The sequence below is a fragment of the Stella humosa genome, assembly GCF_006738645.1.
GTDB classification, from domain to species: domain Bacteria; phylum Pseudomonadota; class Alphaproteobacteria; order ATCC43930; family Allostellaceae; genus Allostella; species Allostella humosa.
The window spans coordinates 4,291,506-4,315,749 of sequence record NZ_AP019700.1 but is presented as its reverse complement, the minus strand read 5'-3'; the positions used below and the strand labels follow the sequence as shown (position 1 = coordinate 4,315,749).

Here is a 24,244-nt window from a genome sequence, read left to right as displayed (position 1 = left end):
GGGAAGGAGCCCTACGCCCTTGGCTGTAGACAATGAGTCACAGGAGTTTCGGGGTATCGCGGAGTTGGATCCGGCAGACGTCTTTACCGACGAGATCTCGGACCGGCTGGGCGCTTACGTCTATCGCCTGGACGATCCGCGGGACGGCGCGACCTTCTATGTCGGCAAGGGCCGCGGGAATCGCGTCTTCCAGCATCAGCGCATGGCCGCCGGCGGTGATCCCGGTCTGCGCTATGATCGGATCCGGGCAATCCGGGCGGCCGGGTTGGAACCCCGCATATCCATCCATCGCCACGGCCTGAGTGATGAGACCGCCCATGAGGTGGAAGCGGCACTGATCGACGCCTACGGCACCGGCCAGCTGGTGAACCTGGTCAGTGGCCATGGAGCCGACCGCGGGATGATGGGCGTCCTGGATATCCGGGCGGCGTATGGCGCGACGCCCGCCGACATCCGCGTACCGGCCATCCTGATCAAGATCGAACAGCAGTGGCACGCCGGCCTGACAGATGACCAACTCTACGAGCGGACACGGCGCTATTGGGCCTGCCGGCCGGAGCGGCGTCCAGTGCCGCCAACCCATGCGCTCGCAGTCGCCCGCGGGGTCATCCGCGAAGCCTATGAGATCGCGTATTGGGAAGAATATGCAGATACGCGCCAGGAGGTCCTCGACCCAAGCCGGGTCGTCGTCGCTGATCGCGCCGCGCCGGTCATCACCGCCCGCCGTGGATTCATCGGCAAGCCCGTCACGAATGAGGTCCTCCGCGGCGCCCTGGTGGGCCATAGTGTGCGGCACGTCCGTTTCGGCAGCGGCAACCCGATCGCCTATGTTGGCTGCGGCAAGCCGCTAGCCGAAGCCCGGCCTTGAGCGCCATGCCAAGCCATCGCGCCGGCTCGGGCACCGGCCTTCGGATGACCGCGCAGGCGGTCGGTGCCTACGGCGAAAAAGTCGCCGAGGCCGAACTGCTGCGCCATGGATGGGTTCCGGCAAACGTCAATGCTAGCATCCGCAACAACGCCGACTACGACATCTTCGCGCAGAAGGGCAGCCAGGTGATGCTAGTGCGCGTCAAGACCTGCGGGCCCGGCCAGGACGCCTTTCAGTTCAGCTTCCCCGTCGGCCGGGACATAGCCATCGAGCATCTACATCCCAACGACGTGACGATCCTGATACGTATGGGAGGCCGGCGACAGGATGACCAATGCTACGCCATGCCAACTGCGACCCTATGGTCGTTCATCGAACTGCATCGGGCGAGCTACCTCAACCGGCTGACGCGTGACGGAAAGCCGCTGGTCGATACCGGCCAGTGGACCCTCAGGCTCCCGGCCAGACGCGACGGCGTCGACCGACCGAACTACGGTTTCGAGGACAAGTTGCGCGCCTACCTCGACAATTGGGAGTTTGCGGATCGGCCGGGCTAGCTACCCAAAGACCTGTCTTTGTCGCCAAGGGGCGGGCCTGGTCATAAGAGCCCGAATGAGCCTGGCCCACTCAGCGGCGAGAAACTGGGCCGCCAATCAGGATCGCGGCGAAGGAGACTCGGCCCAACCACTGGGATCGGCGGTATAGCATCCACGGCATCAGTAGCCGGCCAGCCGCGAACTCGGAGGTTGCCTTGCTTGTGCGTGCCGCCTTGTCGAGCCTCGGCCTGATGCCGACCACATTGTTAACGTGCGCCCCTCGCATGGACTGCAGCAAAGCCGTCCCGCTGTTTGCCTCTGCCACTCTCCAACGTCCAAGGCGGTGTCTGCCGCGGTCAGTATCACCATAAACTGCCGCCGATGCCCCACGGGCTCTCCTGCCTGCGGCCACCCGGGCCGACAACGGGAATAGCTGGGACCGCCCGCCGCTCCGCCGCCCACAACAAAAACTGGCTGATGCTGTCGACTTGGTCGTCATAGCGGCCATGGGGGAACCCAAGCAGCTCATGCAGCAGATCGGGGAGCCATATCGCATCATTCGGCAACAGTACCCGGCCCGTCTCGAACTCGGCCGTGGCCTTGCTGGCGCGCGCTGCCTTGTCCAGCTTTGGCTTGATGCCCAAGACGTTAAAAACGTGCGCCTCGCGCATGGACTGCAGCAACGCCGTGCCGCTATTCGCGTCCTCGATCAGGATCATCTCGGGCGAATCGGCCGCTGCCATCCGTGTCGCCCGGGCCATCAGCTCGGGGTACTCCCACCGACCGCGGACGACTTCCAATAGCCTGTAGCGTTCGTTGGGCTCCAAGCGCCAACGGGTGCAAACGGAGCAATCGGCCCGCAGGTTGGTCGACGACGCTACATCCCAGCTGTGGAAGATGCGGTCCGCGCCGTCGAACTCACTCGGCGGGGACTGCCGGATCCATTCCCGACGGAACAGGTTGCCGTCGGGCGGCACCGGTTGCTGCTGGTACTGGGCCGAGAACAGCATGCTGCCCATCTGCTCCCGCAGGGCTGCCAGCGCATTCAGACCGTCGCGCTCCGGGTGGAGGGCCTGGCCAACCGACCTGCGATGGACTCGCCCCATGCCGAGCGTCCAGGTCTCGTCCTCGACGGCGATTGCCGGCAGGCAGAGGTGGTGGAAACCTCCCTTTGCCAGGAGGTGCCCGGCCAGGTCCTCTTCATGCAGCCGTTGCTGCACCACGATGATGGCCCCGGTCGACTTATCGTCCAGCCGGCTCATGACGCTCTCGTCGAACCAGCTATTGGCACGGTTGCGCTCGGCCTCCGAGCCGGCATTAGTGGCGTTCAGCGGGTCATCGATGATGATGACATTGGCACCGCGGCCCGTCAGCGTGCCGCCGATCGAGGTCGTGAACCGCCCACCTCGCGCGGTTGTTGCCATCTCGAGTTCCGAGATCTTCCGCGCGTCCAGCACGGTGCCGGGAAACACCGAGCGGTACCAACCAGCCGTCATGATCTGGCGGCACTGTCGCCCGAACATGCGCGCGAGATCGTCCGAATAGCTGACGCAGATAATGCGCTGGCCGGGATTGTGCCCCAGGAGGAAGGCCGGGAACGCAACCGATGCCGCGATCGACTTGGTAGAGCGTGGCGGCAGGGTGATGACCAGACGCAGGAGGCGCCCCGCCATCACCTCACGGAGATGCCAGGCCAGGACCTCGACGTGCCAGTTTGGCAGGTACGTTCCCGGCGATACCGTTCGGAACGTACGGTGGATGAAGGCGGTCAAGTCCTGGCGCAGGATCAGGTCGCGAAAGTCGAGGACGTTCATGCGTCGGTCTCTTTCAGCGCTTCGATGACCGCATCGACCGACGGGGCGCTTCGCACGCGGTCCATGAACTCTGCGATCGCCTCCCAGTCTTCGGCCGTCATCGGTGCCTGCATGACAGCCGCCACGGAGCCCTGGATGGCTGCGATGTCGAGTACCTTGGAGGCGGCCCGGATATCGCCGCCGATTCCCTTGTTGACGACGCTCTTGACCAGCGCCTCGCCCTTACGGAGTGACCGGACCTTGCCGCCTTCGCTGAGCTGGATCCGTTGCTGAAGCTCCTCGTCCATCAGCGTGTGGAGGTTGCGGCTTCCCTTCGGCCGGCCCTTCGGGTTGCCGGATTTGCCCTTCTTGAATTGTGTCGCCTTGGGCGGGCGCCCGTACCCGACCGGGTCATCGGCATTCATTGATCGGCCTCCGTATGGTCGTGGACGGCTACGCGCGCGGCCTCGATGGCCTCGAAGGTCTCACCCGAGCCCGCATGTCGAGCGATCCCACCGGTTCGCCGCTGCCAGCGACGGATTGCGGCATCGACGTAGAGGGGATCGAGCTCCATCGCCCGCGCGACCCGGTGGGTACGTTCAGCGGCCATCAGGATGGTGCCGCTGCCGCAGAAGGGGTCGAGCACGACGCCATCGTGGCGAGAGCAGTCGCGGATGGCGTCGGCCACCAATGCGACCGGTTTGACGGTTGGATGGATGGCAGCATCCTCGGCCGCCTCCCCTCGCATCGAGTTCACGCCAGGGTAGGTCCAGAGGTTCGTTCGGTAGCGGCCCTTCTCGCCGAGGCCGAAGTTGTTGATGTGCGGCGCTTGCCCGTTCTTGGCGACCACGACCAGTTCGTGCTGGGACCGGTAGAAGCTGCCCATCCCCGCGTTGGTCTTGGCCCAGACGCACAGGTTCTTGAGTTCCAGGCCGGCCGATAGAACGCCTGTAAGCAGCTCGGCCAGGTGGCGCCAGTCCATGCACAGATAGAGGATGGCACCATCCTGGCTGTTGCGTGCAAGCAGGCCGCAGACAGATGCCAGGAAGGTGGCGAACTCCGCGTTGCCCATCTCTCCCGACGCCATGGCGAACTCGCGGTGTCGGCCAGTACCGGAGACGTGCCCGCGGATCGGCACGTTATAGGGCGGGTCGGTGAAGACCATCTGTGCGGCCGTGGTGCCCAGCAAGGTCGCGTAGGCGACAGGGTCCAGCGCGTTGCCACACAGTAGTTGGTGCCGGCCAAGCTGCCAGAGATCGCCCAACCGCGAGACGGCCGGACCGCTCGCCGTAGGTGCCACATCGTCTGGGTCTGGCTTCGCTGCCGGCGATACCGTCTCGAGCACCAGCTGGTCGATATCGACGGTGGCGTAGCCCGTGATCTCGACGGGAAAGCCGATCTCCAGCAGATCCTGAAACTCAAGGCGAAGCAGGTCACGGTCCCAGCCTGCGAGCTCGGCCAGACGATTGTCGGCGATGACGTAGGCCCGTTTCTGGGCCTCATCCAGATGGTCGATCCGCAAGGTCGGTACCTGCCGCAATCCAAGGCGACGAGCCGCCTCGGTACGCGCGTGGCCGGCTAGAATGCGGCCCGCCTCATCCACGAGGATCGGCGCCAGAAACCCGAACTGCTCGATGCTGGCGGCGAGCTGCGCGATTTGATGGTCGGAGTGGGTACGGGGATTATTGCGGCTTGCCGTAAGCCGCGCCAGCGGCTGCTGGACAATGGTGCCGGAGAAGGCGGCGAAACTCGGTCGGTCGACGCGGGCGGAAGGGCGATCGATCTTCGGGCGGGTCTGCTTTGCCATATGCCGGAGCTCCGTCTTGCTCCGGGGGGTATTCAGCTATTTGGCTTCCCCATTGGTCAGAGAAATTGGCGCCTCCGAAGTGGGGGAATCGTTCTCGCAGGCCAGAAGCCGTAGCTCCGCTAGCGCTGTGGGAAGCAAGGTGACGATATTCCGTTCAACCAGCTGCGGATTGATCGCTTGGGCTGCCAGCAGCACGAAACGTCCCGCCGGCGTCTGCACTCTTCCCGAATAAGTGCGCCCTTCGTTGGCATGATGGGTCGCCGCCTTCCCAGAACTCGTCTCGTATAGCCGGCATAAATTGCGGACCAACAGTCCTTCGCTAATTCGTGGTGCACTACCGGGCGTGCCCCGAACTAGGAGGGCTTTTTCGCTGGCCAACTGCAGATAGTTCAGCCGATTGGCAAGGCCTTCAAGGGGGAGCGCCAGCGGCAACGCCTCGGCTCGCGGCCCTCCCTTCGGCAGCCGATATTCTGAATCCTCATGACTTCGGCTCTGTTCCCGATACAGTTGCCACTCGGTGATATGGTCGACCCTTCTGAGCGCATCGCGGAGCCCTGCAGCATGCTTGGCGATACTCTTCAGCACGAGGCGGCGTGAGCCCGCGGTTAAAGGGATATCCGTATCCTGAGCCGCCTGCCGGAGATAGCGCGCGCCTATTAACTCAATTTGGACCTTCAGGTCCGCGACAGCGTCGGCATTGCCCAATTGTACAATCTCGGCGAGCCGCGCAATGCACTCGACCGGGATATCTAATCTCGGCCGCAGGGTCGCCTCCGTGGAACGAACGGGCAAAACCGCGATAGTCGCTGTCTTCGTTTTCGGAATGGAGGACACCTCTCAAGCTCAGTCGGCAATGTAGCCGATGTATCTGCAATATGCGTCGACCGCATACGACAGTGTGGATCGCCGGTCAGCGTCGCGCTCGCCGGGCTGGCCTTGATCTATGACCTGACAGGTTGAGGTCCAATTGGACCCAGACAGGCGCGTGATCGCTGGCTCTGTCCCATCCGCGAACGTGGCGGTCGACATCCCCTGCGGACAGGTGGGCAGCGATTGCTGAGCTTAGCAGCAGATGATCGATGCGCAGACCTGCATCTCTGCCCCAGGCGTTCCGGAAATAGTCCCAGAACGTATAGATGCGAACGTCTGGATGCAGCGTCCGGATCGCATCTGTCCACCCCTGTGCTGCCAACTCGGCGAATGCATCGCGAATCTCAGGACGAAACAATGCGTCGTCGCGCCATCGATCAGGGTTGTAGACGTCGATATCCGTCGGCATGACGTTGTAGTCGCCGGCCAGAACAATCGGCACTTCAAGAGCGAGGAGTTCCTCGGCATAGGCCGTCAGCCGGTCGAACCAGCGACGCTTGTATTCGAACTTTGGTCCGGGTGCAGGATTGCCATTGGGCATGTACAGGCACCCGACCAGGACACCATCCACGGCCGCCTCGATGTAGCGGCTCTGGTCGTCCTCGGGGTCGCCGGGTAGGCCGCGTCGCGTCTCAAGCGGATCTTGTCCACGGGCGAGGATAGCCACGCCGTTCCAACTTTTTTGCCCATGCCAGATCGCGCCATAGCCCGCATCGCGCAGGGCCGTGGCTGGGAACCGGGTTTGGGGCGCCTTCAACTCTTGAAGGCAGACGACATCCGGCTTGGCCTCTGCCAGCCAACGGAGCAGGACCGATAGCCGGCCGTTGATGCCGTTCACATTGAAGGTGGCGATCTTCATCAACGGCGCTGACCGGCCGCCTACTTTCTATCGCCGCGATCGCCCTGCCCAGGTTTCGTTTGGGTCTTGGCCTTTTTGCGCACGTCCCGGGCAAGCGATCGACCGACATCGTCAACCTCCTTGAACTGCCCTTTCTCGTCGCGCCTCACATACCGAGAATCCGTGTCGGTCTTGATGAGTTCCCGCTTTGCCATCCTTGCGCTCCGGAGATTGCTGGCTCTCCAGGACAAGCGCTGCGTGCCAATGGCGGTTCCGCATCACCCGCGGCCAGTCGTGCCCTGGCTACCGAAAGTCCCGCGGCCTGACCTTGATGCTGTCAATATGGCGGTCCGGTTCGTACATGTCGCGCGCACGCAGCCCCTTCGGCGCGAGGTCCCGAGGATCCGGCGTCGAGGTGCCGTTGTGGAATTCATCCCCTCGCCCATGCGGTAGGGGAAAGGGTGCCTCCCGCCGCCCGAGGCCTGCCAGCGCCGGCGACAGGTCCGTCAGCCGGCGGGTGATCAGGTGCACCACCTCGCCCTCCCGCTGGACGCGCCCATAGGCGCCCAACATGCCGGCACCGAGGATCACCCGGCGGTGCTTCTCGAACACGGCTGGCCAGACGATGAGGTTGGCGATGCCGGTCTCGTCCTCGATGGTGACGAACATCACGCCCTTGGCCGAGCCTGGCATCTGCCGCACGAGCACAACGCCGGCAGTCTCCAGCCAGCGGCCATCGCGCGTCTGCATCGCCTGCTCGCAGGTGCGGACGCGGCGCTGGTCGAGTTCGGCGCGCAGGAACGAGACTGGGTGGCTGCGCAGGCTGAGCCCGAGATGGCGATAGTCCTCGACCACCTCGCCACCTGCGGTCATCGGCCGGAGTGACACGGCGGGCTCGGCGACCTCCGCTATGGCTGTGTCCTCCCGGGCTGACGCCGCCGCGAATAGGGGTAAAGGCTCATCGCGCAGCGCCTTGATTGCCCACAGCGCTTCCCGGCGGGGCAGCTTCAGATTCGGCAGGAAGGCGTCGGCGTCGGCCAGTTCGACTAGGGCGCCCGCCGGCACAGCGGCACGCCGCCACAGTTCGTCGACCGACGAGAACGGCCGGTCGGCGCGGGCCAGTACGAGCGCGGCCGCATCGGTGTTGGAGAGCCCCCGCACTATGCGCAGACCGAGCCGCACGGCGAAGCGGCCCTCGCCGTCAATCGGCTCCAAGGTGCAGTCCCAGCGCGAGGCATTGACGCACACGGGACGCACTAGAACGCCATGGTCCCGGGCATCGCGCACGATCTGCGCCGGCGCGTAGAAACCCATGGGCTGGGCGTTGATCAGGGCCGCGCAGAAGACGTCCGGATGGTGGCACTTCAGCCAGGAACTGGCGTAGGCGATGAGCGCGAACGAGGCAGCATGGCTCTCGGGAAAGCCGTACGAGCCGAACCCCTCCAGCTGCTTGAAGGTCTGCTCGGCATAGGCTTCCTCGTATCCATTGGCGACCATGCCGGAGACCAGCTTGTCGCGGAACTTGGAGACCCCGCCGGTGAACTTGAACGTCGCCATCGACCGCCGCAGCTGGTCGGCCTCGCTGGCGGTGAACCCGGCGCATTCGATGGCGACCCGCATTGCCTGCTCCTGGAACAGCGGCACGCCCAGCGTCTTGCCCAACACCCGCTCCAGTTCGGGCTTGGGGTAGACGACCTCCTCCTTGCCCTCCCGCCGGCGGAGGTAGGGGTGGACCATGTCGCCCTGGATCGGCCCCGGCCGCACGATCGCCACCTGGATGACGAGGTCGTAGAAGGTGCGCGGCCGCATTCGCGGCAGCATTGCCATCTGCGCCCGGCTCTCGATCTGGAAGGTGCCCAAGGTGTCCGCCTTGCGGATCATGGCGTAGGTCCGCGGATCCTCGGCCGGGATGGTGGCAAGATCGAGCTCGACGCCCTTGTGCTCGGCCAGCAGGTCGAAGCCGCGCTTCATGCAGGACAGCATGCCCAGCGCCAGGCAATCGACCTTCATGAACTTCAGGGCGTCGATGTCGTCCTTGTCCCACTCGATCACCTGGCGGTCGACCATCGCCGCCGGCTCGATCGGCACCAGCTCGTCGAGCCGGTCACGGGTAAGCACGAACCCGCCCGGGTGCTGTGACAGGTGGCGGGGCGCACCCATCAGCTGCCGGGCGAGGTCCATGGCCAGCCGCAGCCGGCGGTCGCCGCTGTTGAGGTTGAGCGCCTCGAGGTGCTTCTCCTCCACCCCATTCTCCGACCAGCCCCAGACCTGGGACGACAGCATGCGGATCAGGTCCTCGGGCAGGCCCAACGCCTTGCCGACGTCGCGCAGGGCACCCTTGGCGCGGTAGCGGATGACGGTGGAGCACAGGGCAGCATGGTCGCGTCCGTAGCGCTCATAGACCCACTGCAGCACGATCTCGCGGCGCTCATGCTCGAAGTCGACGTCGATGTCCGGCGGCTCGCGCCGTTCCTCGGAGACGAAGCGCTCGAACAGCAGGTCGTTGCGCTCGGGATCGATGGCGGTGATGCCCAGCACATAGCAGACCGCACTATTGGCGGCAGAGCCGCGGCCCTGGCAGAGGATGTCCTGGCTGCGGGCGAAGCGGACGATGGCGTTCACCGTCAGGAAGTAGGGTGCATAACCCAGCGTCTCGATCAGCCGCAGCTCGTGGCGCAGGACTGCCTGCACCTTGTCCGGCAGGCCGTCGGGGTAGCGGTACGCCGCCCCCTCCCAGGTCAGCTTCTCCAGGGCCTGCTGCGGCGTCATCCCGGGTAGCTCGATCTCGTCCGGATACTGGTAGGCCAAGTCGTCCATCGAGAAGCGGCAGCGCCCGGCGATCTCGACGGTGCGCGCCAGCGCTTCAGGGTGGCGGGGGAACAGGCGCGCCATCTCTTCGGGCGGCTTCAGGTAGCGGTCGGCATGGCGCTCGCGCCGGAATCCCGCCTCGTCGATGGTGCAGTTGTGCCGGATGCAGGTGACGACGTCCTGGAGGATGCGCCGGCCCGGCTCATGGAAGAGCACATCGTTGGTGACGACGGGGGGTACCCGGGCGCGCGTCGCCATGTTCGCCAGCTCATGTAGGCGAAGCTGGTCATTGGGGCGCCGACGCAGGGTCAGCGCCATATAGCCGCGATCGCCGAAGATCTCGGCCGTGCGGCGCAGGCGCTGGGCGGTGACGGCATCCGGCTGTTCCGGTACCAGGACGGCGATCAGGCCCTCGCCATAGGCGGCCACGTCCGACCAATCGAGCTGGCACCGCGCCTTGCCGCCGCGCTTCTTGCCGAGCGACAGCAGCCGGCAGAGGCGGCCATAGGTGGGCCGGTCCGTCGGAAAGACCAGCAGGCCGGTGCCGTCGGCGAGATCCAGCCGGCAGCCGACAATCAGGCGCACGCCCGTGGCCTTTGCTGCTCCATGCGCCCGGACGATGCCAGCCAGGCTGTTGCGGTCGACCACGGCCAGGGCTTCGATGCCGAGCATGGCCGCCTGGGCGAACAGCTCTTCGGCCGAGCTGGCGCCGCGCAGGAACGAGAAATGCGAGGTGACCTGCAGCTCGGCGTAGCGCGCCGTCATCCGAAGATGCCGTGGAGGAACCAGCCCTGGGATCCGCTGTCGGCGTGCTCGCCATCGCCGGCACGGTAGATCCAGAAGCGCTCGCCCTGCTCATCCTCGACCTGGAAGTAGTCGCGCACGGCCACCAGTTCGGCGTCCCGCCGCCACCACTCGCCGAACACCCGTTCCGGGCCGTCCGCGCGCTTCACCCGGCGGCGGATGCCGCGCCAGGTGAAAGCCACCGGCGGATGGTCGGGCAGCAGGGCCATCGCCTCGATCGGCTCGGGCCGGGCCAGCAGGCGCGACGGCCGCGGCCAGTGGTCGGGCCAGCCGACGCCGGTATCGGCAGACGATGCCGGGATACGTATCACCGAGCGCTCTGGCACGTCGCTGGCGACGGCGGCGACACGGTAGAGGCGTTCTTCGCCGATGCGATTGGCCAGGACGTCGATCAGTCCGGTGACGTCGGCCTCGGGCTCGCCGCCCAGGGAGGACACCACCTGCTGGGCGCCCAGGGGCTCTGCCTCGGTGGCGGTCAGGCACATGCGCTCGATGCCGAAGCCGGGATCGACCGTCTCGATGCGGTCGCACAGGAGGCGGGTCAGGCGCTTGGCATCGCGCAGGGGCAGGACCACGCCGACGCGGATGGCCTCGATACGGTTATCGACCCGGTGAAACAGCAGGTCGACGCGGCGAGCGCCGAGGCCGCGCTCCTCCAGCAGGGCGCAGAGCCCTACCACCAGCTTGGCCGTGTAGCGGGCGATGGTCTCGGCGGCGCCAATCGGCTCGGCGAAGGAACGTATGACCTCGACCTGTTCCGGTGCGCGGATCGGGTCGATCGGCTCGGCCAGCCGGCCGAATGCCTGGTCGAGTCTCCGACCCACCTCCGGCCCAAAGCGCAGGGCCAGTGGGGCTCGGGGCGTGGCGGCGAGTTCGCCGATGCGCTCGAAGCCCAGCATGAGCAGGCCCTCAATCGTCTTCAACGGCAGGCGCAGGGCGCAGATCGGCAGATCGAGCAGCCGGCCGTTGCTTTCGCCGGGAGGCAGGATGATGGCCGAACGAGCGCCATGGCGGGCGAAGGCATGGGCCGCACCCCAACTATCGGCGCAGGCGGCACGGGCCGCTACCTGGGAGCCTGCAAGACGATCGACCAAGCCGCCGACCATGGCCGCCTCGCCGCCATGCAGATGGTCGGTGCCGGTGGTGTCGATCACCAGCCCATCGGGGGGATCGGCGGCGACGATCGGAGCGTAGCGCTGGAGGACCCACAGCGCCAGTCGCTCCAGCGCCTCCGCATCAGCGGCCGGTTCGGCATCCTCGATCAGCAAGCCCGGCGTCAGCGCCTCGGCCTTGGTTACCGCCATGCCTACACGGAGGCCGGACCGCACGGCGGCAGTGTCCGCAGCTACTATGACCCGGCGGCGGCCTTCGCGTCCCACCAGCACGAGCGGTGTGTCAGGCGGTGGCGCTTTGCCACCAAGTCTGCGCCTCAGCCGGTCGGTCGGCCACGTCGGCAGCCAGAGCGATACGACCCGCGGCATCGCACGCCTCCACTTCAAAATCGGCACTCTCGCCCGCCCGGCAGCGGATCAGTTCCAGGTGCCAGCGGGCACGCCCGACGCCTGGCACCGGCAGGGCGGGAGGGCAGGTGGTCACCCGCCAGCGCGTGACCGAGGCCGTTGGCTGGCCGAAGTCGGCGGCGTCGGCCTGTCGTCGCCAGCGGCGGATGGCGATGCCGAGGCCCCCAGCGCTCTCTGCCGCAAGCTGCAAGCGTCTAGAGGCCGTCATGGACAGGCGGGCAACCTCGCCGACGACGGCGCCCAGGCCGCCATGGCGCAGGCCCTCTTCGAAGCAGGCCAGGAGCGAAGTCTCGTCGCCGGTCTCGACATAGATGACACGGTCAGGCTGGAGCCCGGCCTGGGCGATCGCGGGGGCGAACAGGTCCTGGCGGACGACGCACCACAGCACCTTGCCACGGCTACGTGCAGCAATCCCGGCCGCGAACAAACTCGCTGCCGCGCCGTCGATGGCACCGTTCCCGCCGCCGGCCACTTCATGCAGCGCGCCTACCGCCAAGCCGCCGCCGGGTAGGTGGCGGTCAATGGCATCGACGCCAAAGGGCTGCACGGCGCGCGGCCGGCTGCTGCCCTGTTCCAGTCGCTCGATGCGCTGGCGCAACTCGGCTATGGCGACAGTGGGTGAGGGGCGAGGCATACGGACTAGGCTTTCCCGGATGGAGTCACCAACCGGATGACAGGACCAATGTTCCCTGTATGTTCTCGTTCGCGGCCGGGAGTCAATCGGGCACGATCATGGCTCGTGCCCCTTCAGCCGCAGGCACAGATCGAGAGGGCAATGCCGTGTGCAATCTCTATTCGCTGACCAAAGGGCAGCAGGCCATCCGCGACTTGACGGCCGCCATGCTCGATCGGACCGGCAATCTGCAGCCGCAGCCGGGGATATTCCCGGACTACATGGCACCTGTAGTTCGCAATCAGCCCGAGGGGCGCGAGCTGACGCTGGCGCGCTGGGGCATGCCGTCGCCCGTGTTTGCCCTCAAGGGGCGCAATTCGGATCCGGGTGTGACCAACGTCCGCAACACCACTTCACCGCATTGGCGGCGCTGGCTCGGAATCGAGAACCGGTGCGTGGTCCCGTTCACCAGCTTCTCCGAACCGGAGCTGCAGCCCGATGGAAGCCGGCCACCGGCATGGTTTGCGTTCGACAACAGCCGGCCTTTGGCAGTGTTCGCCGGCATTTGGTGCAGATGGACCTCGGTCCGCAAAGTCCGCGAGGGCGAGACAACCAATGACCTGTTCGCATTCCTGACTACCGATCCCAATCAGGAAGTCGGGCTCATCCACCCAAAGGCGATGCCGGTGATTCTCCGGACGCGCGAGGAGATCGATGTCTGGATGACGGCGCCGACGCCCGAGGCGTTGCAGCTCCAGAGGCCATTGCCGGATGGGTCATTGTCCATAGTGGCGCGAGGCGAGAAGCAGGACGGGCTTTAAACAAGTCAGAGGGTGGGCCCGATGCCATCCGTCTTGTCCGGCAATTCCCATCGGATTGGCCCTTTCAGTTCGGTCGAAGTGAGGCCGCCCGGTGATACACTCCACCGATGGACTCGCGACCGATTCAGGCGGCGATCCGTTTTGGGCTAGGGCCACGCCCGGACCAACCGTTACCCGCTGACCCAATCGCGTGGCTCGATACCCAGATCGAGGGCGCCGATACGCCACCTGTGCCGGCCGGCTTGACGGCGCCCCCTGCTATTGCCGATGGCTACCGCATCTGGCTGGAGCTCGAAGCCGCGGGGCAGCCTGGCCCGGGCCAGGCCAATCCGATCGAGCAGAACTTTCAGATTGAGGCAATTGCCGCGCTGGCGCGTCGCATCGATACCGCGATGCCCTATCGCGAGCGACTGGTGGAGTTCTGGGCCAACCATTTTACTGTCAGCAAGCGTGGTGGTTACCCGGTATCGACCGTCATCGGTCCCTACATGCGCGAGGCGATACGGCCGCATGTCACCGGACGCTTTGAAGATCTGCTACTCGCCGTGTTCAAGCATCCGGCGATGCTGGGTTATCTGAATCAAGCTTCGTCCATCGGGCCGAACAGCCCCGCGGGTCGCCGGAGTGGCCGGGGATTGAACGAGAACCTGGCGCGCGAGATCCTTGAGCTCCACACCGTTTCGCCGGCGGCTGAATACACACAGGACGATGTGACGGCGTTCGCCCGCCTGCTGACGGGTTGGAGCTACGAACGCAAGAAGGAGCCGTTCGGTACCGTCTTCCGGCAGTCCAGCCACGAGCCTGGAACGAAGATGGTGATGGGGCGCCGTTTCGAAGAAGGTGAAGAGGCGACCGAGGAGGCGCTGCGCTTCCTCGCCAATCATGCGTCCACCCACCGCTTTCTGGCCACCAAACTGGCCCGTCACTTCATCGCGGATGACCCGCCTGCAACCGTGACAGGCCGCATCGAGGGCATCCTGCGCGACACGGGCGGCGATCTGCGCGCGGTGGCGGCGGCGCTGCCGCGTATGCCCGAAGCCTGGGCTCCACCGCTCTCGAAGCTGCGCAGCCCGGTGGACTATGTCACGGCCTCCTACCGTGCCTGTGGCGCTAGCGGAGAAGCCGTCGGGCGTCTGGCCTTTCGCGGGTGTAGCAGTCTCAACCAACCCTATTGGACAGCGCTCCAGCCCAACGGGTGGCCCGATCGGGCGGTGGATTGGCTGGGCCCGGAGCCAATGATGCAGCGCCTTGACTGGGCGTACGATGCCGCGGGGCGTATTACACGGCTCGAACCCATGATGATCCTGGACACCGCACTTGGCCCGCTGGCGCCCGACACGACGCGGGACGCCGTACGGCGCGCCGGCTCGCCACGAGATGCCATTGCCATGATCCTCGCCAGCGCAGAGTTCCAACGGCGATGACCCACCTACCAAGGATCGGCCGGCGCAGCTTCCTATTGGGGCTCTCCGCCCTGGCGATGTCGGCCAATGCCCGGCTGGCGGTCGCCGCAACCGCCGGCACCTCCCAGGCTGAGGATGGCCGGCTTGTCGTTGTCATCCTGCGCGGCGCCATGGACGGGATGGCGGTCCTCGCCCCATACGGTGACGCCCGATATCGGGAGCTGCGAGGGCCGATCGCTCTGCCGGAACCCGGGCAGGAGGGTGGCCTGCTCGATTGCGGTGGCTTTTTTGGTCTGCACCCGCGGCTGGCCAATCTGCACGGCTACTATCGCGAAGGGGCGGTGCTGCCGATCCACGCCGTTGCCGGCCCCTATCGCAACCGGAGCCATTTCGAGGCGCAGGACATGATGGAGAGTGGGGCGCCGGAGCGCCTCACGTCCGGTTGGCTCAATCGCGCGCTGGAAAGCCTGCCCAACGTGCCGTCCGACCGGCCCGAAGTGGGGCTGGCCGTAGGCCTGGATCTCCCGCTGCTGATGCGTGGGCCTCGCCGGGTCGGCATGTGGGCGCCGCCGCGCCCGGTGCGCCCACCGCCCGATCTCTACGCCCGCATGGCCGAAACGCTGCACGCCGACCCACTGCTGGGCCCCGCGGTATTGGAAGGGCTACGCGGCCGCGGTTACGCCAGTAGCGTACTGATGGAGGAGCCACAGCGGGGAGGGGGCTTCATGGCCCTAGCGGCCTCGGCCGGCACGTTGCTGGCAGCGCCACATGGACCGCGCGTCGCCGCCTTGGAGATCGGCGGCTGGGATACCCATGCAGACCAGCCACGCCGCCTCGAGCCAGTTCTAGGGCAGCTGGACGATGGCTTGGCGGCCATGCGTGCCCAGCTCGGCGAAGTGTGGGACCGTACCGCTATCCTCGTCATGACGGAGTTCGGTCGCACAGCGCGGGTCAACGGCAATAATGGTACCGACCACGGCACGGGTGGTGCCGCATTCCTGCTGGGTGGCGTCGTGCGCGGAGGTCGGGTCCTGGCCGACTGGCCGGGATTGTCGGAAGACAGGCTGTTCGAGAAGCGGGACCTGCAACCGACACGCGACCTGCGCGCTATCGCGAAGGGGCTGCTGCGGGACCATCTGCGGCTCCCAGCCAGCGCCATCGCCGCGGCTTTCCCAGGAAGTTCGGGTGTCGACGCCGAAGACGGCCTGCTGCGAAGCTGAACAGGCGGGAAGGCGGATTATCCGGCAGGCCGTTTGGCGACGATTGGTTTGGGCGCCGGTACCAGGTGCCCAAGCTTCACCACGAGATCCATCACCGCCGACCGTAGCTCCGGGTCCTGTAGCCGCTCGAACGCGCGCGCCAACTCAATGGCCTCCCGTCGCAGCATGATGCCGTCATTGCTCTCAAGCGCCTCGACCCCTTCATTGGGGAAGAAGGCGTCCACGGCTACCCCCAGCGTCGCGCTAATCCGCGTGAGAACGCTGGCGGATATGCGGTTGCTACCGCGTTCATACTTCTGGACCTGTTGGAATGTGAGCCCGATGGTCTCGGCCAGTTGGGTCTGGCTTAAGCCCGCCACCGTCCGGTACAGGCGCACCTGACGGCCGAGATTCGCACGGCTACGTCCGTCTGTGAATCATCCGATAGTGTCGATGTAATAGAATAGTTGGCGTCGCCAAGAACGCTAACGTTGTGGGCGCATCAGCCTTGGCGTGGCGGCGTGGGAGGCAATCAGTTCGTCAATTTTCTCCAGGAAGCTATGGAGCACGGGTGAGGGATTGTCGGCCCGATAGCCTGCCGCGATCTCAATGACTGGAGGCTTGCCGGAGAGTGGCCGGCTCACCACCGACCAGGGCAGTAGAGGTTCGACATAGGCCGGCAGCAGAGTAACGCCGCGAGTGGACGCCACAAGGGAGATGCCGGTGGCAAACCCGTCGAGGAAATGAGTGGGTGAAACCCTCACGCCCCGATCGCCCAGGTATTTCTCAACGATCCCCCTCAAGACGTGTGGCGTGTCGGAATATCCGATGAAAGTTTCCGGGTCGAGTTCCCCCGGATCAATCTCTGGCTTTCCGGCCAGAGGATGATCGCTCGGCAGGATCACAACAATCGGCTCGTGCGCGATGACCTTGTAGATGACGTCGGGCTGCGGCTCGATACGCGAGAATCCAAGATCGATCTCGCCCAGCTTAACTGCTTGGGCGACGTCCGGAGAGAAGTCGCTCGATACCCTGAAGTCGATATTCTTCAATTGCCCGCTGAGCACATTGGTCACATGGGGCAGCCACTCGACCTCCTGCCCGGTCAAGAAGCCGACTGAAAAGCTGGTCTTGGTCGGCCTGACCACGCGCCGTGCCGCAGCGACCGCCTCCCCTGCCTGGTACAACGACAGCCGGGCATGCTCGATGAACGCCTGTCCCGCGGGCGTGAGCTCGACCCCGCGCGAGCTGCGCTTGAGGAGGTCGGTGCCGACCTCGAGTTCGAGATCGCGCAATTGGCGGCTCAAAGATGGCTGCGCGGTGTGGAGACGCTTCTCGGCCGCCCTCTTGAGGCTGCCTTCCTCGGCGACCGCCACGAGATATCTGAGATGCCGCAATTCCATTTCGTCGTTATGCCTCCAGGGTATATAGGCGGAATATATAAAGTAATTCCCCCGAAGGGAATGCCCCCTATTTTATAGCTTGTCTACCAAGGGCATTTGCCAACGAGGCATATCCCAGGGATGAGCGACGGGATGCCGTCGCGTAGCGTCAAACTATGCGGAGCAGCAACGATGAAGGACACCGTGCACTCGTGCAGCGGGAAGACCGCGCTCGTCATCAGCGCCGCACGTGGAACGGGCCGGGCTGTTGCGGTTGCGCTCGGAAAGGCCGGTGCGCAGGTGCAGGTGCATCATACGCGCTTGCCTGCCGCTGCCCGACCAGACCGTCAGCGACATGCGCTCTAGCGGCGGCAAGGCGATGGCGGAGGGACCAAAGCCGGTTCCTGCCTAGTCTCCGCCCGAATTTGCAAACCACCCAAGCAGGAGAAGTGTGATGACCAAGGTTCTGATTGTTCTTTCCGCGGCCGACAAATGGACCCGCGCAGACGGCTCGATCTATGAATCGGGCGTGTGGGCCCAAGAGTTCGTGGATCTCGACGAAGCATTCGTGAAGGCCGGCTATCAAGTCGATCTGGCGAGCCCCGGTGGCGTGATTCCGACGATGGACAAGAAAAGCCTCGACCCGAAGGTCGTCGGCGACGACATCGCCGACCAGATGCGCAGCTATCTCGCCTCGAATGCCGAACGGATCGAGCAACCCCTGGTCCTCGCCAATATCGACACCAGCACTTACGACGCGGTTGTGGTGCCTGGCGGACATGGTCCAGTGGAGGACCTGTACAAGGATCCAGACATGGGCCGTGTCCTCGTCGAGGCCGACAAGCGGTCCAAGGTGATCGCCGCTGTGTGCCACGGCCCGGCCGCGCTCCTCGCTGCGACCGACGCGGACGGCCAATGGCCGTTCGCCGGCCGCCGGATGACCTCGCTAACGGACGAGGAAGAGATCGAGTTCGGGACCGCCGACAATGCGCCCTGGCTGCTCGCCGACACGCTGCGCAAGAAAGGCGCCCATTTCGAGCAGGGGCGCAACTGGGGCACTTTCGTGGTCACTGACGGCAACCTCATGACTGGCCAGAACCCGCAATCGTCCTCGAAGCTGGCGGAGGCGGTAATCGGGGCGCTGAGCGCAACTAGAGCAGATCCGGCTTACTCCGGTTCGTATCCAGCAGCCTTGAAGTAGTTTGCGCATTCGGCTGGTGAGAAGCGGCGGATGAGCGATCGAACGGCATCCCAGAGGGCGTCGATGGTGCGCGCGGCCCTGGCTCGCAGCAGGGCCTTGAGCTTGGCAAAGGCGTTCTCGATCGGGTTGAAGTCGGGACTGTAGGGCGGCAGGAGCATGCGGGTGGCCCCAGCCTTCTCGATCGTCTCCCGGATACGCTCGGGCTTGTGGGCGGGGAGGTTGTCCATGATGACGATGTCGCCCGCCCGCAACGTCGGAACCAGCACCTGCTCGACGTAGGCCAGGAAGACCTCGCCGTTCATGGCGCCATCGTAGACGAAGGGCGCGGTCATCCCGGTCAGGCGCAAGGCACCGGCGAACGTCGTGGTCTTCCAATGTCCGTGCGGCACGCCGGCACGGCAGCGCTCGCCGCGTGGAGCGCGGCCGCGCAGGCGGGCCATCTTGGTGGAAAGGCCGGTTTCGTCGATGAAGACGAGTCGCTCGGGGTCCAGGTCCGGTTGGCCGTCGAACCACTCCTGGCGCTGCTTCAGGATGTCGGGACGGTCCTGCTCCAGTGCGTGTGCGGACTTTTTTTGAACGTCCAGCCGCGACCGCGAAGCCAGGTGCTCAGGGCACTGCGGCGGATTTCCACAACGCACTCGGTCGCAAGCCGAGCAACCGTCTCGTTCAGGGTCACGTCCCGGTCCGCCTGGATCATCGCAACGATGAATGCCTCGTGTGCGTCCAGGCGCGAGCCCGGCGGCTTGCCCTGCCGCCGGGCCGTGCGCTCACCATCCTGCCGGGCGCGCCGGATCCACACGATCGCCGTCGAAACGCCGATCCCGAACCGGGCCGCCGCCGCCCGCGCCGAAGCGCCTTCCGCAGCCGCCTTCAGAACCCGTGACCGAAGATCATCACCGTAAGCCCGCGTCATCACCGCCTCCTTCAACAGAGACGGTGAATCACAAACCGGACAGTCCGTCACCCATTCACAGAGTCGGCGTTCAACAGGACGTGCTCTAGACCGCAGCTTCGGGCGCAAGCGCTTCGGGGAGGAAGGCTATGCGATGGAGGAGCTTGTTGCGAGCTTGGCGCGGCCTTCCTGTCGGCCGACCTGGCCTTGATGCCCGAGGTACGGGACGACCACGCCGCCTAAATCGGATCGTGGCTGGAGTTATGGTGAGGTCGACATAACCGGCGTTATCCACAGCAAACCACAATGCGAAGGAATGCCATCAGATTGGCTGAAGTCCGGGGTTTGTGCCCGCGTTCCTCCGCATTATTTCAGAGCGTGTTCAGCCAGTCGCTTAGGGTCGCCGCCGCTCCTATTCGCTCGGGGAAAACGGCCGGAATGCGCTGTCATGCCGCCATCGATGAAAGGGGCCGCAAAACTGGAGTGAAAAGCTGCCGCAGGATTTTCATTTGAACGTCGGCTCAGCGCCAACACCGGTCATCGACCAAGTAGACGAGTTTTGAGGCCCTTCGGGTAAAGCTCCGGGCTTCCGTCAATGTCTAATTCTCGCGGATCATACCAAGCTGCCACCATTGAGGTACCGTCATCTTCTTGGAATTGAATGCGTTCCTGTGCCTCGAAAGCTCCTGGAGGAAATGCCAAGTCGAAAATGAATAGGATTTCGTGACAGCGTTGGCCCTCGTGGACGAAGACGTTCTCCAGGACCGTGGGACCTGCGAGAACGGAAACTTCCACGTCAATCTCTTCTTTGAATTCTCTGATGACGGCATCTTTTGCGGATTCGCCAAACGCAATGCTACCGCCTAGCGGCCGCACGCCCTTGAGACGACCTTCATGGTCGTAAACCTCAAATCCCAGGAGCCGGGGGCCGCGCCAATGGAGGCCCAAGGCTTTAATGCGGATAACACTGGATTTGGGGACGGCTGTCATCCTGTTGAGCTAGCGCAATAGCAAGCTCTTCGCAACAGATCACCGAATGCCGCAATGGCACTGATCCGCCAATGGCGATCATCGAGCAGCTAGATGACTACAGACGAACTGGAAGGCTTCCTTGAAGATCGGGTGCCAATCTCCATCAAGCGGCACACTGATTGGATGCCAGAAGAATGCGAACGTGTGGCCACCATCGTCGTCCGTGGCATGTTCCCAGCAGTCCAGGAGCCCTGTCGAGCCCCAAGTGAAGAAGTGCCATATTATCCGTTCCGGCCCTATATCCGTCGTGCCCAAGGCAGCCATCTCCACCGGACATATCAAACCACTTTCTTCAAAAAGTTCACGGCTAGCCGCATCCCGGGGCAGTTCCCCTTTCTCAATGGTGCCTTTCACAAACTGGCATCCCGCCGACGGATGCCGAAAGGCGAGAACTTCGAGCCCATGCTCGGTAGTTCTGCTGACGATAGGGCAGGCTTTTTGGACGCTGATCATCCAACGGAAGTGAATGGGAGACGGGCGAGTTGTCAACGTCCGCAACTGGCCGAGAAGCGCCTACCGTTCACCGCCGCCTGTGGCCAAGTCGCAAATACGCCTCGCATGCTAAGTATCGCCGTGTCGGATTTGGGGCTTATGTAGCTGGCTCGGACATGTGAGCAGGGGCTGCCAGCAGGCGGTTGAACTCGTCCTGCCGGGCTCCAGTTCGGTGATCTGGCCTGGAAGATGCGCCCGGATGCGCGGTCGGCGATCGCGGTCACGATGCGCTTCAACTTCTGCTCGATCCGCTGCAACTCGGCGTCGGCCGCCGCCCTATCTGCGCCTTCATCCATGCGCAGGCGGTTCACCTCGGCATGGAACTCGGCCGCGAACACCTTGAACAAGTCCGGGTCGAGGAGGTGGTTGCGGAAGCCGTCGACGACGGCGACTTCCAGAACTTCGGGCGGATGTTCAGCCGATCGTCGCAGGTGCCGTTGTTCCGCGCGCTGGCACAGCTGAACAGGTTCGCGCCCACCTTGGTATAGGCACCTTCACGCGCTCCGCAGCGCATCTCGCCGGAGAAAAGATGCCTTGGCCTACGCTGGGCCCAGAAGGGGCGTTCGCCGGCGTCGGGTCGGGTGGCGCGCTTCTGTTGGGCGCGGCGCGCGTGCACCGCTTGACGTGACCCCCGTTTCTCATCCAGCCATAACGAGAGTCCTGGGTTGATCTGAGCCTGGGTTTAGGTGGGTGGCAAGAGGCGTCCGCGCGGAGCCCCCAGGCTGCGCAGCGCGGTCGCCGGTCGGTCCGCAGATGGCGCGGGCGTAGTCCCTGGGCGTCATCCAGCCGAGCTTGGAGTGTGGCCGCTGCTCGTTGTAGTCGCGCCGCCAGGTTTCCAGCACGGCCCGCGCATGCGGCAGCGAGCGGAAGAGCGTCTCGTTCAGCAGCTCGTCCCGCAGGCGGCCGTTGAAGCTCTCGTTGTGGCCGTTCTGCTGAGGCTTGCCCGGCGCGATGTAATGCCAGCCGACGCCGGTCTCGTCGGCCCAGCCGAGGATGGCGTTGGAGGTGTATTCGGTGCCGTTGTCGCTGACGATCATGTCCGGACGCCCGCGCTGGCCGATGATGACGTCGAGCTCGCGAGCCACCCGTCGTCCCGACAGCGAGGTGTCGGGCACCAGGCCCAGGCACTCACGGGTGCAGTTGTCGATCACGGTCAGGATGCGGAAGCGCCGCCCGTCCGTCATCTGGTCGGACACGAAGTCCAGGCTCCAGCGCTGGTTGGCCGCCAGTGGCGTCTCGATCGGCCGCCTTGTGCCCACGGCTCGCTTGCGTCCGCCGCGCCGGCGCACCGTCAGCCGTTCCTCGCGGTAGATCCGCTGGACGCGCTTCTTGTTCACCGCATGGCCCTCGCGCCGCAGCAGCACATGCAGCCGGCGGTAGCCGAAGCGCCGTCGTTCCTGGGCCAGGGCCCTCAGGCGCTCGCGCAGATGGGCGTCGTCAGGCCGCGTGGCCTGGTAGCGCACGCTGGTGCGGTCGGTGCTGATCACCCGGCACGCCCGCCGCTGGCTCATCTCGTAGGTCGACTGCAGGTACACCGCGGCCTCCCGATGGGCAGCGGGCGTCACCATTTTTTTCCAAGCAGATCTTTCAGCGCGACGTTGTCGAGCATCGCGTCCGCCAGCATCCGTTTGAGCTTGGCGTTCTCGTCCTCCAGCGCCTTTAGACGCCGGGCCTCCGACACGTCCAGGCCGCCGTACTTGGCCTTCCACTTGTAGAACGTCGGCGAGCTCAGACCGTGCTTGCGGCAAAGGTCTGCCACCGGCACGCCCGCCTCCTGCTCGCGCAGGATCGCGATGATCTGCTCTTCCGTGAACCTTGATCGTTTCATTCGTCCGTCCCTTCCTTGGGGCGGACTCTAATTATTTCTGGAGGAGTTTCAGGGGGTCACGTCACGCTTCCCAAAGTTGCTGAGGGACGATCCGAAGGTCCGGCACGTCGCTGACTACGTGATCGGGGGCGGGAATGGGCACGGATCAGATCCGGGCCAGCGTCAGGAACCCCATCCGAACGGTTGCACCGGGTGCCTGCCGACAGGGCTGGCCAGGGTCATCGAAGCTCTCCGCGCGTGGGGTGAAGACAGGCAAGCAGGGGACGGATCCTTACCCTATGCTCCTGCTTCAACTGGGTCTATCGTTGAGCTGAATAGAACAACGAGGGAGCCGGCGGATGTCTTGGCGTTTGGGTTCGGCTGCCATTGCGGTGACGATGCTGGCGGTAACTCCAGCTGGAGCAGTCAACTACAGCATTGCCTTCCTTCTCGTGAACAACACCGATTGGACGGCGAATTTCGCCATATCAAGCACGTTTGGGTCGCAGACGGGATCGATGTTCGCGCGAAGGCAAACTCCCGTGGCTTACACCTATCCGCTGACAGAGGGCCTCACGCCCCCGGATGGCGAGATCAGGGTGGAAATTACCGATCCGAATGGAAAATACTGCGATGCGAAGGTTCGGGTGACCTTCTCTACGACAGCTGTGAGCAACGTAGTCAGTTGCTCGATTGGCACCTATTCAGGGTGCAATGGGGTCGGGTTCGGCGGAGGCGGTGCGTCCTTAAACAAGGCCATGGCGCCACCAGTCTGCGAATTTGGTGTCACCCTTTAATTGCCATCACTCTGCCTGGCATTCCGTAAGCGTTGGGGCTGAGGCGCCCGGTGTCGTGGGTGGTAAAATCACTCCGGCCGTCCGCGGACTATGCCTGCGATCCATGCCGCCCCGATTGCCGGTATCCCACAGTCACGTAGCGCACCGAGCGCCTCGGCCATGTGCCATCCACTTGTCGCCACGTCGTCGACGACGATGGCAGGATTGGCGGGTGTGGCCGCCCATTCCAATGGTGGCAGGGCGAGGTTTTGGCGCGGATGGCTCGACCCGTTGACCGGGCGGGTGTGGAACAGCTCGACGAACGGCAGCTTCAGACGCTCTGCAACAGCAATCGCCAGTAGCACCGCCCAGGACAGCCGCTCCCGGGAATGCCCAGGAGCAACAGCCGTCACAATCCAGGGCGGGCGTGGCTGCAGAAGAGCCGCCAGTTCACCGGCCACCTCATCCGCGGCCAAGCCGATCAGTTCGGGCCGCTTCAGCCTCTTCTCCCGTCGGAAATCGGCAAGGTCTTCAATTCGGGTCGAAGCGCGCCAACTCCTGACGGTCAGGTAGGCAAAGCCTCCGCGATGACGCAACGCCGGCCGCCAAAGCAGCTGCGCGGCGAGTCCTGATTGTTCTCCGCCCACGGGGCACGATCATGCCGTGTGCTCAACAATCGGGCGTTATGCGCTATTGCCCTACGCAAGCGGATACTGCCGTCTCCTCATCTAGGCGGATCGCTGGCGAGCCTTATACCAAGTCCGGCGTGAGGTGACTCACGA

23 protein-coding genes are annotated in these 24,244 nt (G+C 64.9%); 8 read left to right on the top strand and 15 right to left on the bottom strand.

Annotated elements, in window-relative coordinates; all coding sequences use genetic code 11:
• Positions 1–19: 19 nt before the first annotated feature.
• Positions 20–868, top strand: a complete 849-nt coding sequence (locus tag STVA_RS20190; protein ID WP_142235838.1) for an LEM-3-like GIY-YIG domain-containing protein — start codon at positions 20–22, stop codon at positions 866–868.
• The gene (locus STVA_RS20185; RefSeq protein ID WP_142235837.1) at positions 865–1,425 is read left to right on the top strand and encodes a hypothetical protein; all 561 of its coding nucleotides are present in this window, start codon (positions 865–867) and stop codon (positions 1,423–1,425) included. The genes STVA_RS20190 and STVA_RS20185 overlap by 4 nt, the downstream gene beginning before the upstream one ends.
• A gap of 341 nt (positions 1,426–1,766) precedes the next feature.
• On the opposite strand, the gene terL is transcribed toward STVA_RS20185, so the two are convergent.
• The 8 genes from terL to STVA_RS20145 all read right to left on the bottom strand — a co-directional run bounded on the left by terL (position 1,767) and on the right by STVA_RS20145 (position 12,442).
• Positions 1,767–3,218, bottom strand: coding sequence for a phage terminase large subunit (terL, locus tag STVA_RS20180; protein ID WP_123691450.1), 1,452 nt, complete (start codon positions 3,216–3,218; stop codon positions 1,767–1,769).
• On the bottom strand, positions 3,215–3,622 hold the full coding sequence (locus STVA_RS20175) for a DUF5681 domain-containing protein (RefSeq protein WP_123691448.1): 408 nt from the start codon (positions 3,620–3,622) through the stop codon (positions 3,215–3,217). The genes terL and STVA_RS20175 overlap by 4 nt, the downstream gene beginning before the upstream one ends.
• Complete coding sequence (locus STVA_RS20170) at positions 3,619–5,004, bottom strand: site-specific DNA-methyltransferase (protein ID WP_123691446.1); 1,386 nt, start codon at positions 5,002–5,004, stop codon at positions 3,619–3,621. The genes STVA_RS20175 and STVA_RS20170 overlap by 4 nt, the downstream gene beginning before the upstream one ends.
• A gap of 36 nt (positions 5,005–5,040) precedes the next feature.
• Positions 5,041–5,838 (bottom strand): hypothetical protein, encoded by a 798-nt coding sequence (locus STVA_RS20165; protein WP_142235836.1) that lies wholly within the window; start codon positions 5,836–5,838, stop codon positions 5,041–5,043.
• Between the two features lie 76 nt (positions 5,839–5,914).
• Positions 5,915–6,733, bottom strand: a complete 819-nt coding sequence (gene xth / locus STVA_RS20160) for an exodeoxyribonuclease III (RefSeq protein WP_123692835.1) — start codon at positions 6,731–6,733, stop codon at positions 5,915–5,917.
• A 282-nt stretch (positions 6,734–7,015) separates the two neighbouring features.
• Positions 7,016–10,285 carry an error-prone DNA polymerase gene (locus STVA_RS20155; protein WP_123691444.1) on the bottom strand — a complete coding sequence of 1,090 codons (3,270 nt, stop codon included), beginning with the start codon at positions 10,283–10,285 and terminating at the stop codon, positions 7,016–7,018.
• Positions 10,282–11,805, bottom strand: coding sequence for a DUF6504 family protein (locus STVA_RS20150; RefSeq protein WP_123691442.1), 1,524 nt, complete (start codon positions 11,803–11,805; stop codon positions 10,282–10,284). The genes STVA_RS20155 and STVA_RS20150 overlap by 4 nt, the downstream gene beginning before the upstream one ends.
• On the bottom strand, positions 11,720–12,442 hold the full coding sequence (locus tag STVA_RS20145) for an ImuA family protein (protein WP_420822802.1): 723 nt from the start codon (positions 12,440–12,442) through the stop codon (positions 11,720–11,722). The genes STVA_RS20150 and STVA_RS20145 overlap by 86 nt, the downstream gene beginning before the upstream one ends.
• A gap of 95 nt (positions 12,443–12,537) precedes the next feature.
• Between STVA_RS20145 and STVA_RS20140 the strand changes: the two genes are divergently transcribed.
• The 3 genes from STVA_RS20140 to STVA_RS20130 all read left to right on the top strand — a co-directional run bounded on the left by STVA_RS20140 (position 12,538) and on the right by STVA_RS20130 (position 15,901).
• On the top strand, positions 12,538–13,278 hold the full coding sequence (locus STVA_RS20140; protein WP_420822801.1) for an SOS response-associated peptidase: 741 nt from the start codon (positions 12,538–12,540) through the stop codon (positions 13,276–13,278).
• Positions 13,279–13,385: 107 nt separating this feature from the next.
• Positions 13,386–14,702, top strand: a complete 1,317-nt coding sequence (locus STVA_RS20135) for a DUF1800 domain-containing protein (RefSeq protein ID WP_123691438.1) — start codon at positions 13,386–13,388, stop codon at positions 14,700–14,702.
• Entirely contained in the window at positions 14,699–15,901 is a 1,203-nt protein-coding gene (locus tag STVA_RS20130) for a DUF1501 domain-containing protein (RefSeq protein WP_123691436.1), read from the top strand. The genes STVA_RS20135 and STVA_RS20130 overlap by 4 nt, the downstream gene beginning before the upstream one ends.
• A 17-nt stretch (positions 15,902–15,918) precedes the next feature.
• On the opposite strand, the gene STVA_RS20125 is transcribed toward STVA_RS20130, so the two are convergent.
• Entirely contained in the window at positions 15,919–16,278 is a 360-nt protein-coding gene (locus tag STVA_RS20125) for a helix-turn-helix domain-containing protein (protein ID WP_123691434.1), read from the bottom strand.
• Between the two features lie 87 nt (positions 16,279–16,365).
• Entirely contained in the window at positions 16,366–17,256 is an 891-nt protein-coding gene (locus STVA_RS20120; protein ID WP_245978382.1) for a LysR family transcriptional regulator, read from the bottom strand.
• A 460-nt stretch (positions 17,257–17,716) separates the two neighbouring features.
• Here STVA_RS20120 and STVA_RS20115 point away from each other — a divergent pair, with 460 nt between their 5' ends.
• Complete coding sequence (locus tag STVA_RS20115; protein ID WP_123691430.1) at positions 17,717–18,463, top strand: type 1 glutamine amidotransferase domain-containing protein; 747 nt, start codon at positions 17,717–17,719, stop codon at positions 18,461–18,463.
• Here STVA_RS20115 and STVA_RS20110 read toward each other — a convergent pair.
• The 3 genes from STVA_RS20110 to STVA_RS28610 form a co-directional block, all read right to left on the bottom strand.
• A protein-coding gene (locus STVA_RS20110; RefSeq protein ID WP_179955411.1) for an IS630 family transposase occupies positions 18,430–19,376 on the bottom strand; the annotation gives its coding sequence in 2 pieces (ribosomal slippage) (positions 18,430–19,037 and positions 19,037–19,376; 948 coding nt in all). The genes STVA_RS20115 and STVA_RS20110 overlap by 34 nt on opposite strands.
• Before the next feature lie 516 nt (positions 19,377–19,892).
• Positions 19,893–20,345 (bottom strand): NUDIX hydrolase, encoded by a 453-nt coding sequence (locus STVA_RS20100; RefSeq protein ID WP_123691428.1) that lies wholly within the window; start codon positions 20,343–20,345, stop codon positions 19,893–19,895.
• A 78-nt stretch (positions 20,346–20,423) separates the two neighbouring features.
• Positions 20,424–20,840, bottom strand: a complete 417-nt coding sequence (locus STVA_RS28610) for an NUDIX domain-containing protein (protein ID WP_420822800.1) — start codon at positions 20,838–20,840, stop codon at positions 20,424–20,426.
• A 356-nt stretch (positions 20,841–21,196) separates the two neighbouring features.
• On the opposite strand from STVA_RS28610, the gene STVA_RS27750 reads away from it, so the two are divergent.
• Positions 21,197–21,367: a hypothetical protein gene (locus STVA_RS27750; protein WP_170216543.1), complete on the top strand. Its 171-nt coding sequence runs from the start codon at positions 21,197–21,199 to the stop codon at positions 21,365–21,367.
• A gap of 150 nt (positions 21,368–21,517) precedes the next feature.
• Here the strand turns inward: STVA_RS27750 and STVA_RS20090 are convergent.
• A protein-coding gene (locus tag STVA_RS20090) for an IS3 family transposase (RefSeq protein WP_123687762.1) occupies positions 21,518–22,707 on the bottom strand; the annotation gives its coding sequence in 2 pieces (ribosomal slippage) (positions 21,518–22,449 and positions 22,449–22,707; 1,191 coding nt in all).
• A gap of 338 nt (positions 22,708–23,045) precedes the next feature.
• On the opposite strand from STVA_RS20090, the gene STVA_RS20085 reads away from it, so the two are divergent.
• The gene (locus tag STVA_RS20085) at positions 23,046–23,483 is read left to right on the top strand and encodes a hypothetical protein (RefSeq protein WP_142235834.1); all 438 of its coding nucleotides are present in this window, start codon (positions 23,046–23,048) and stop codon (positions 23,481–23,483) included.
• Between the two features lie 68 nt (positions 23,484–23,551).
• Here the strand turns inward: STVA_RS20085 and STVA_RS20080 are convergent, their stop codons facing one another.
• Entirely contained in the window at positions 23,552–24,109 is a 558-nt protein-coding gene (locus STVA_RS20080) for a phosphoribosyltransferase (RefSeq protein ID WP_142235833.1), read from the bottom strand.
• Positions 24,110–24,244 lie beyond the last annotated feature (135 nt).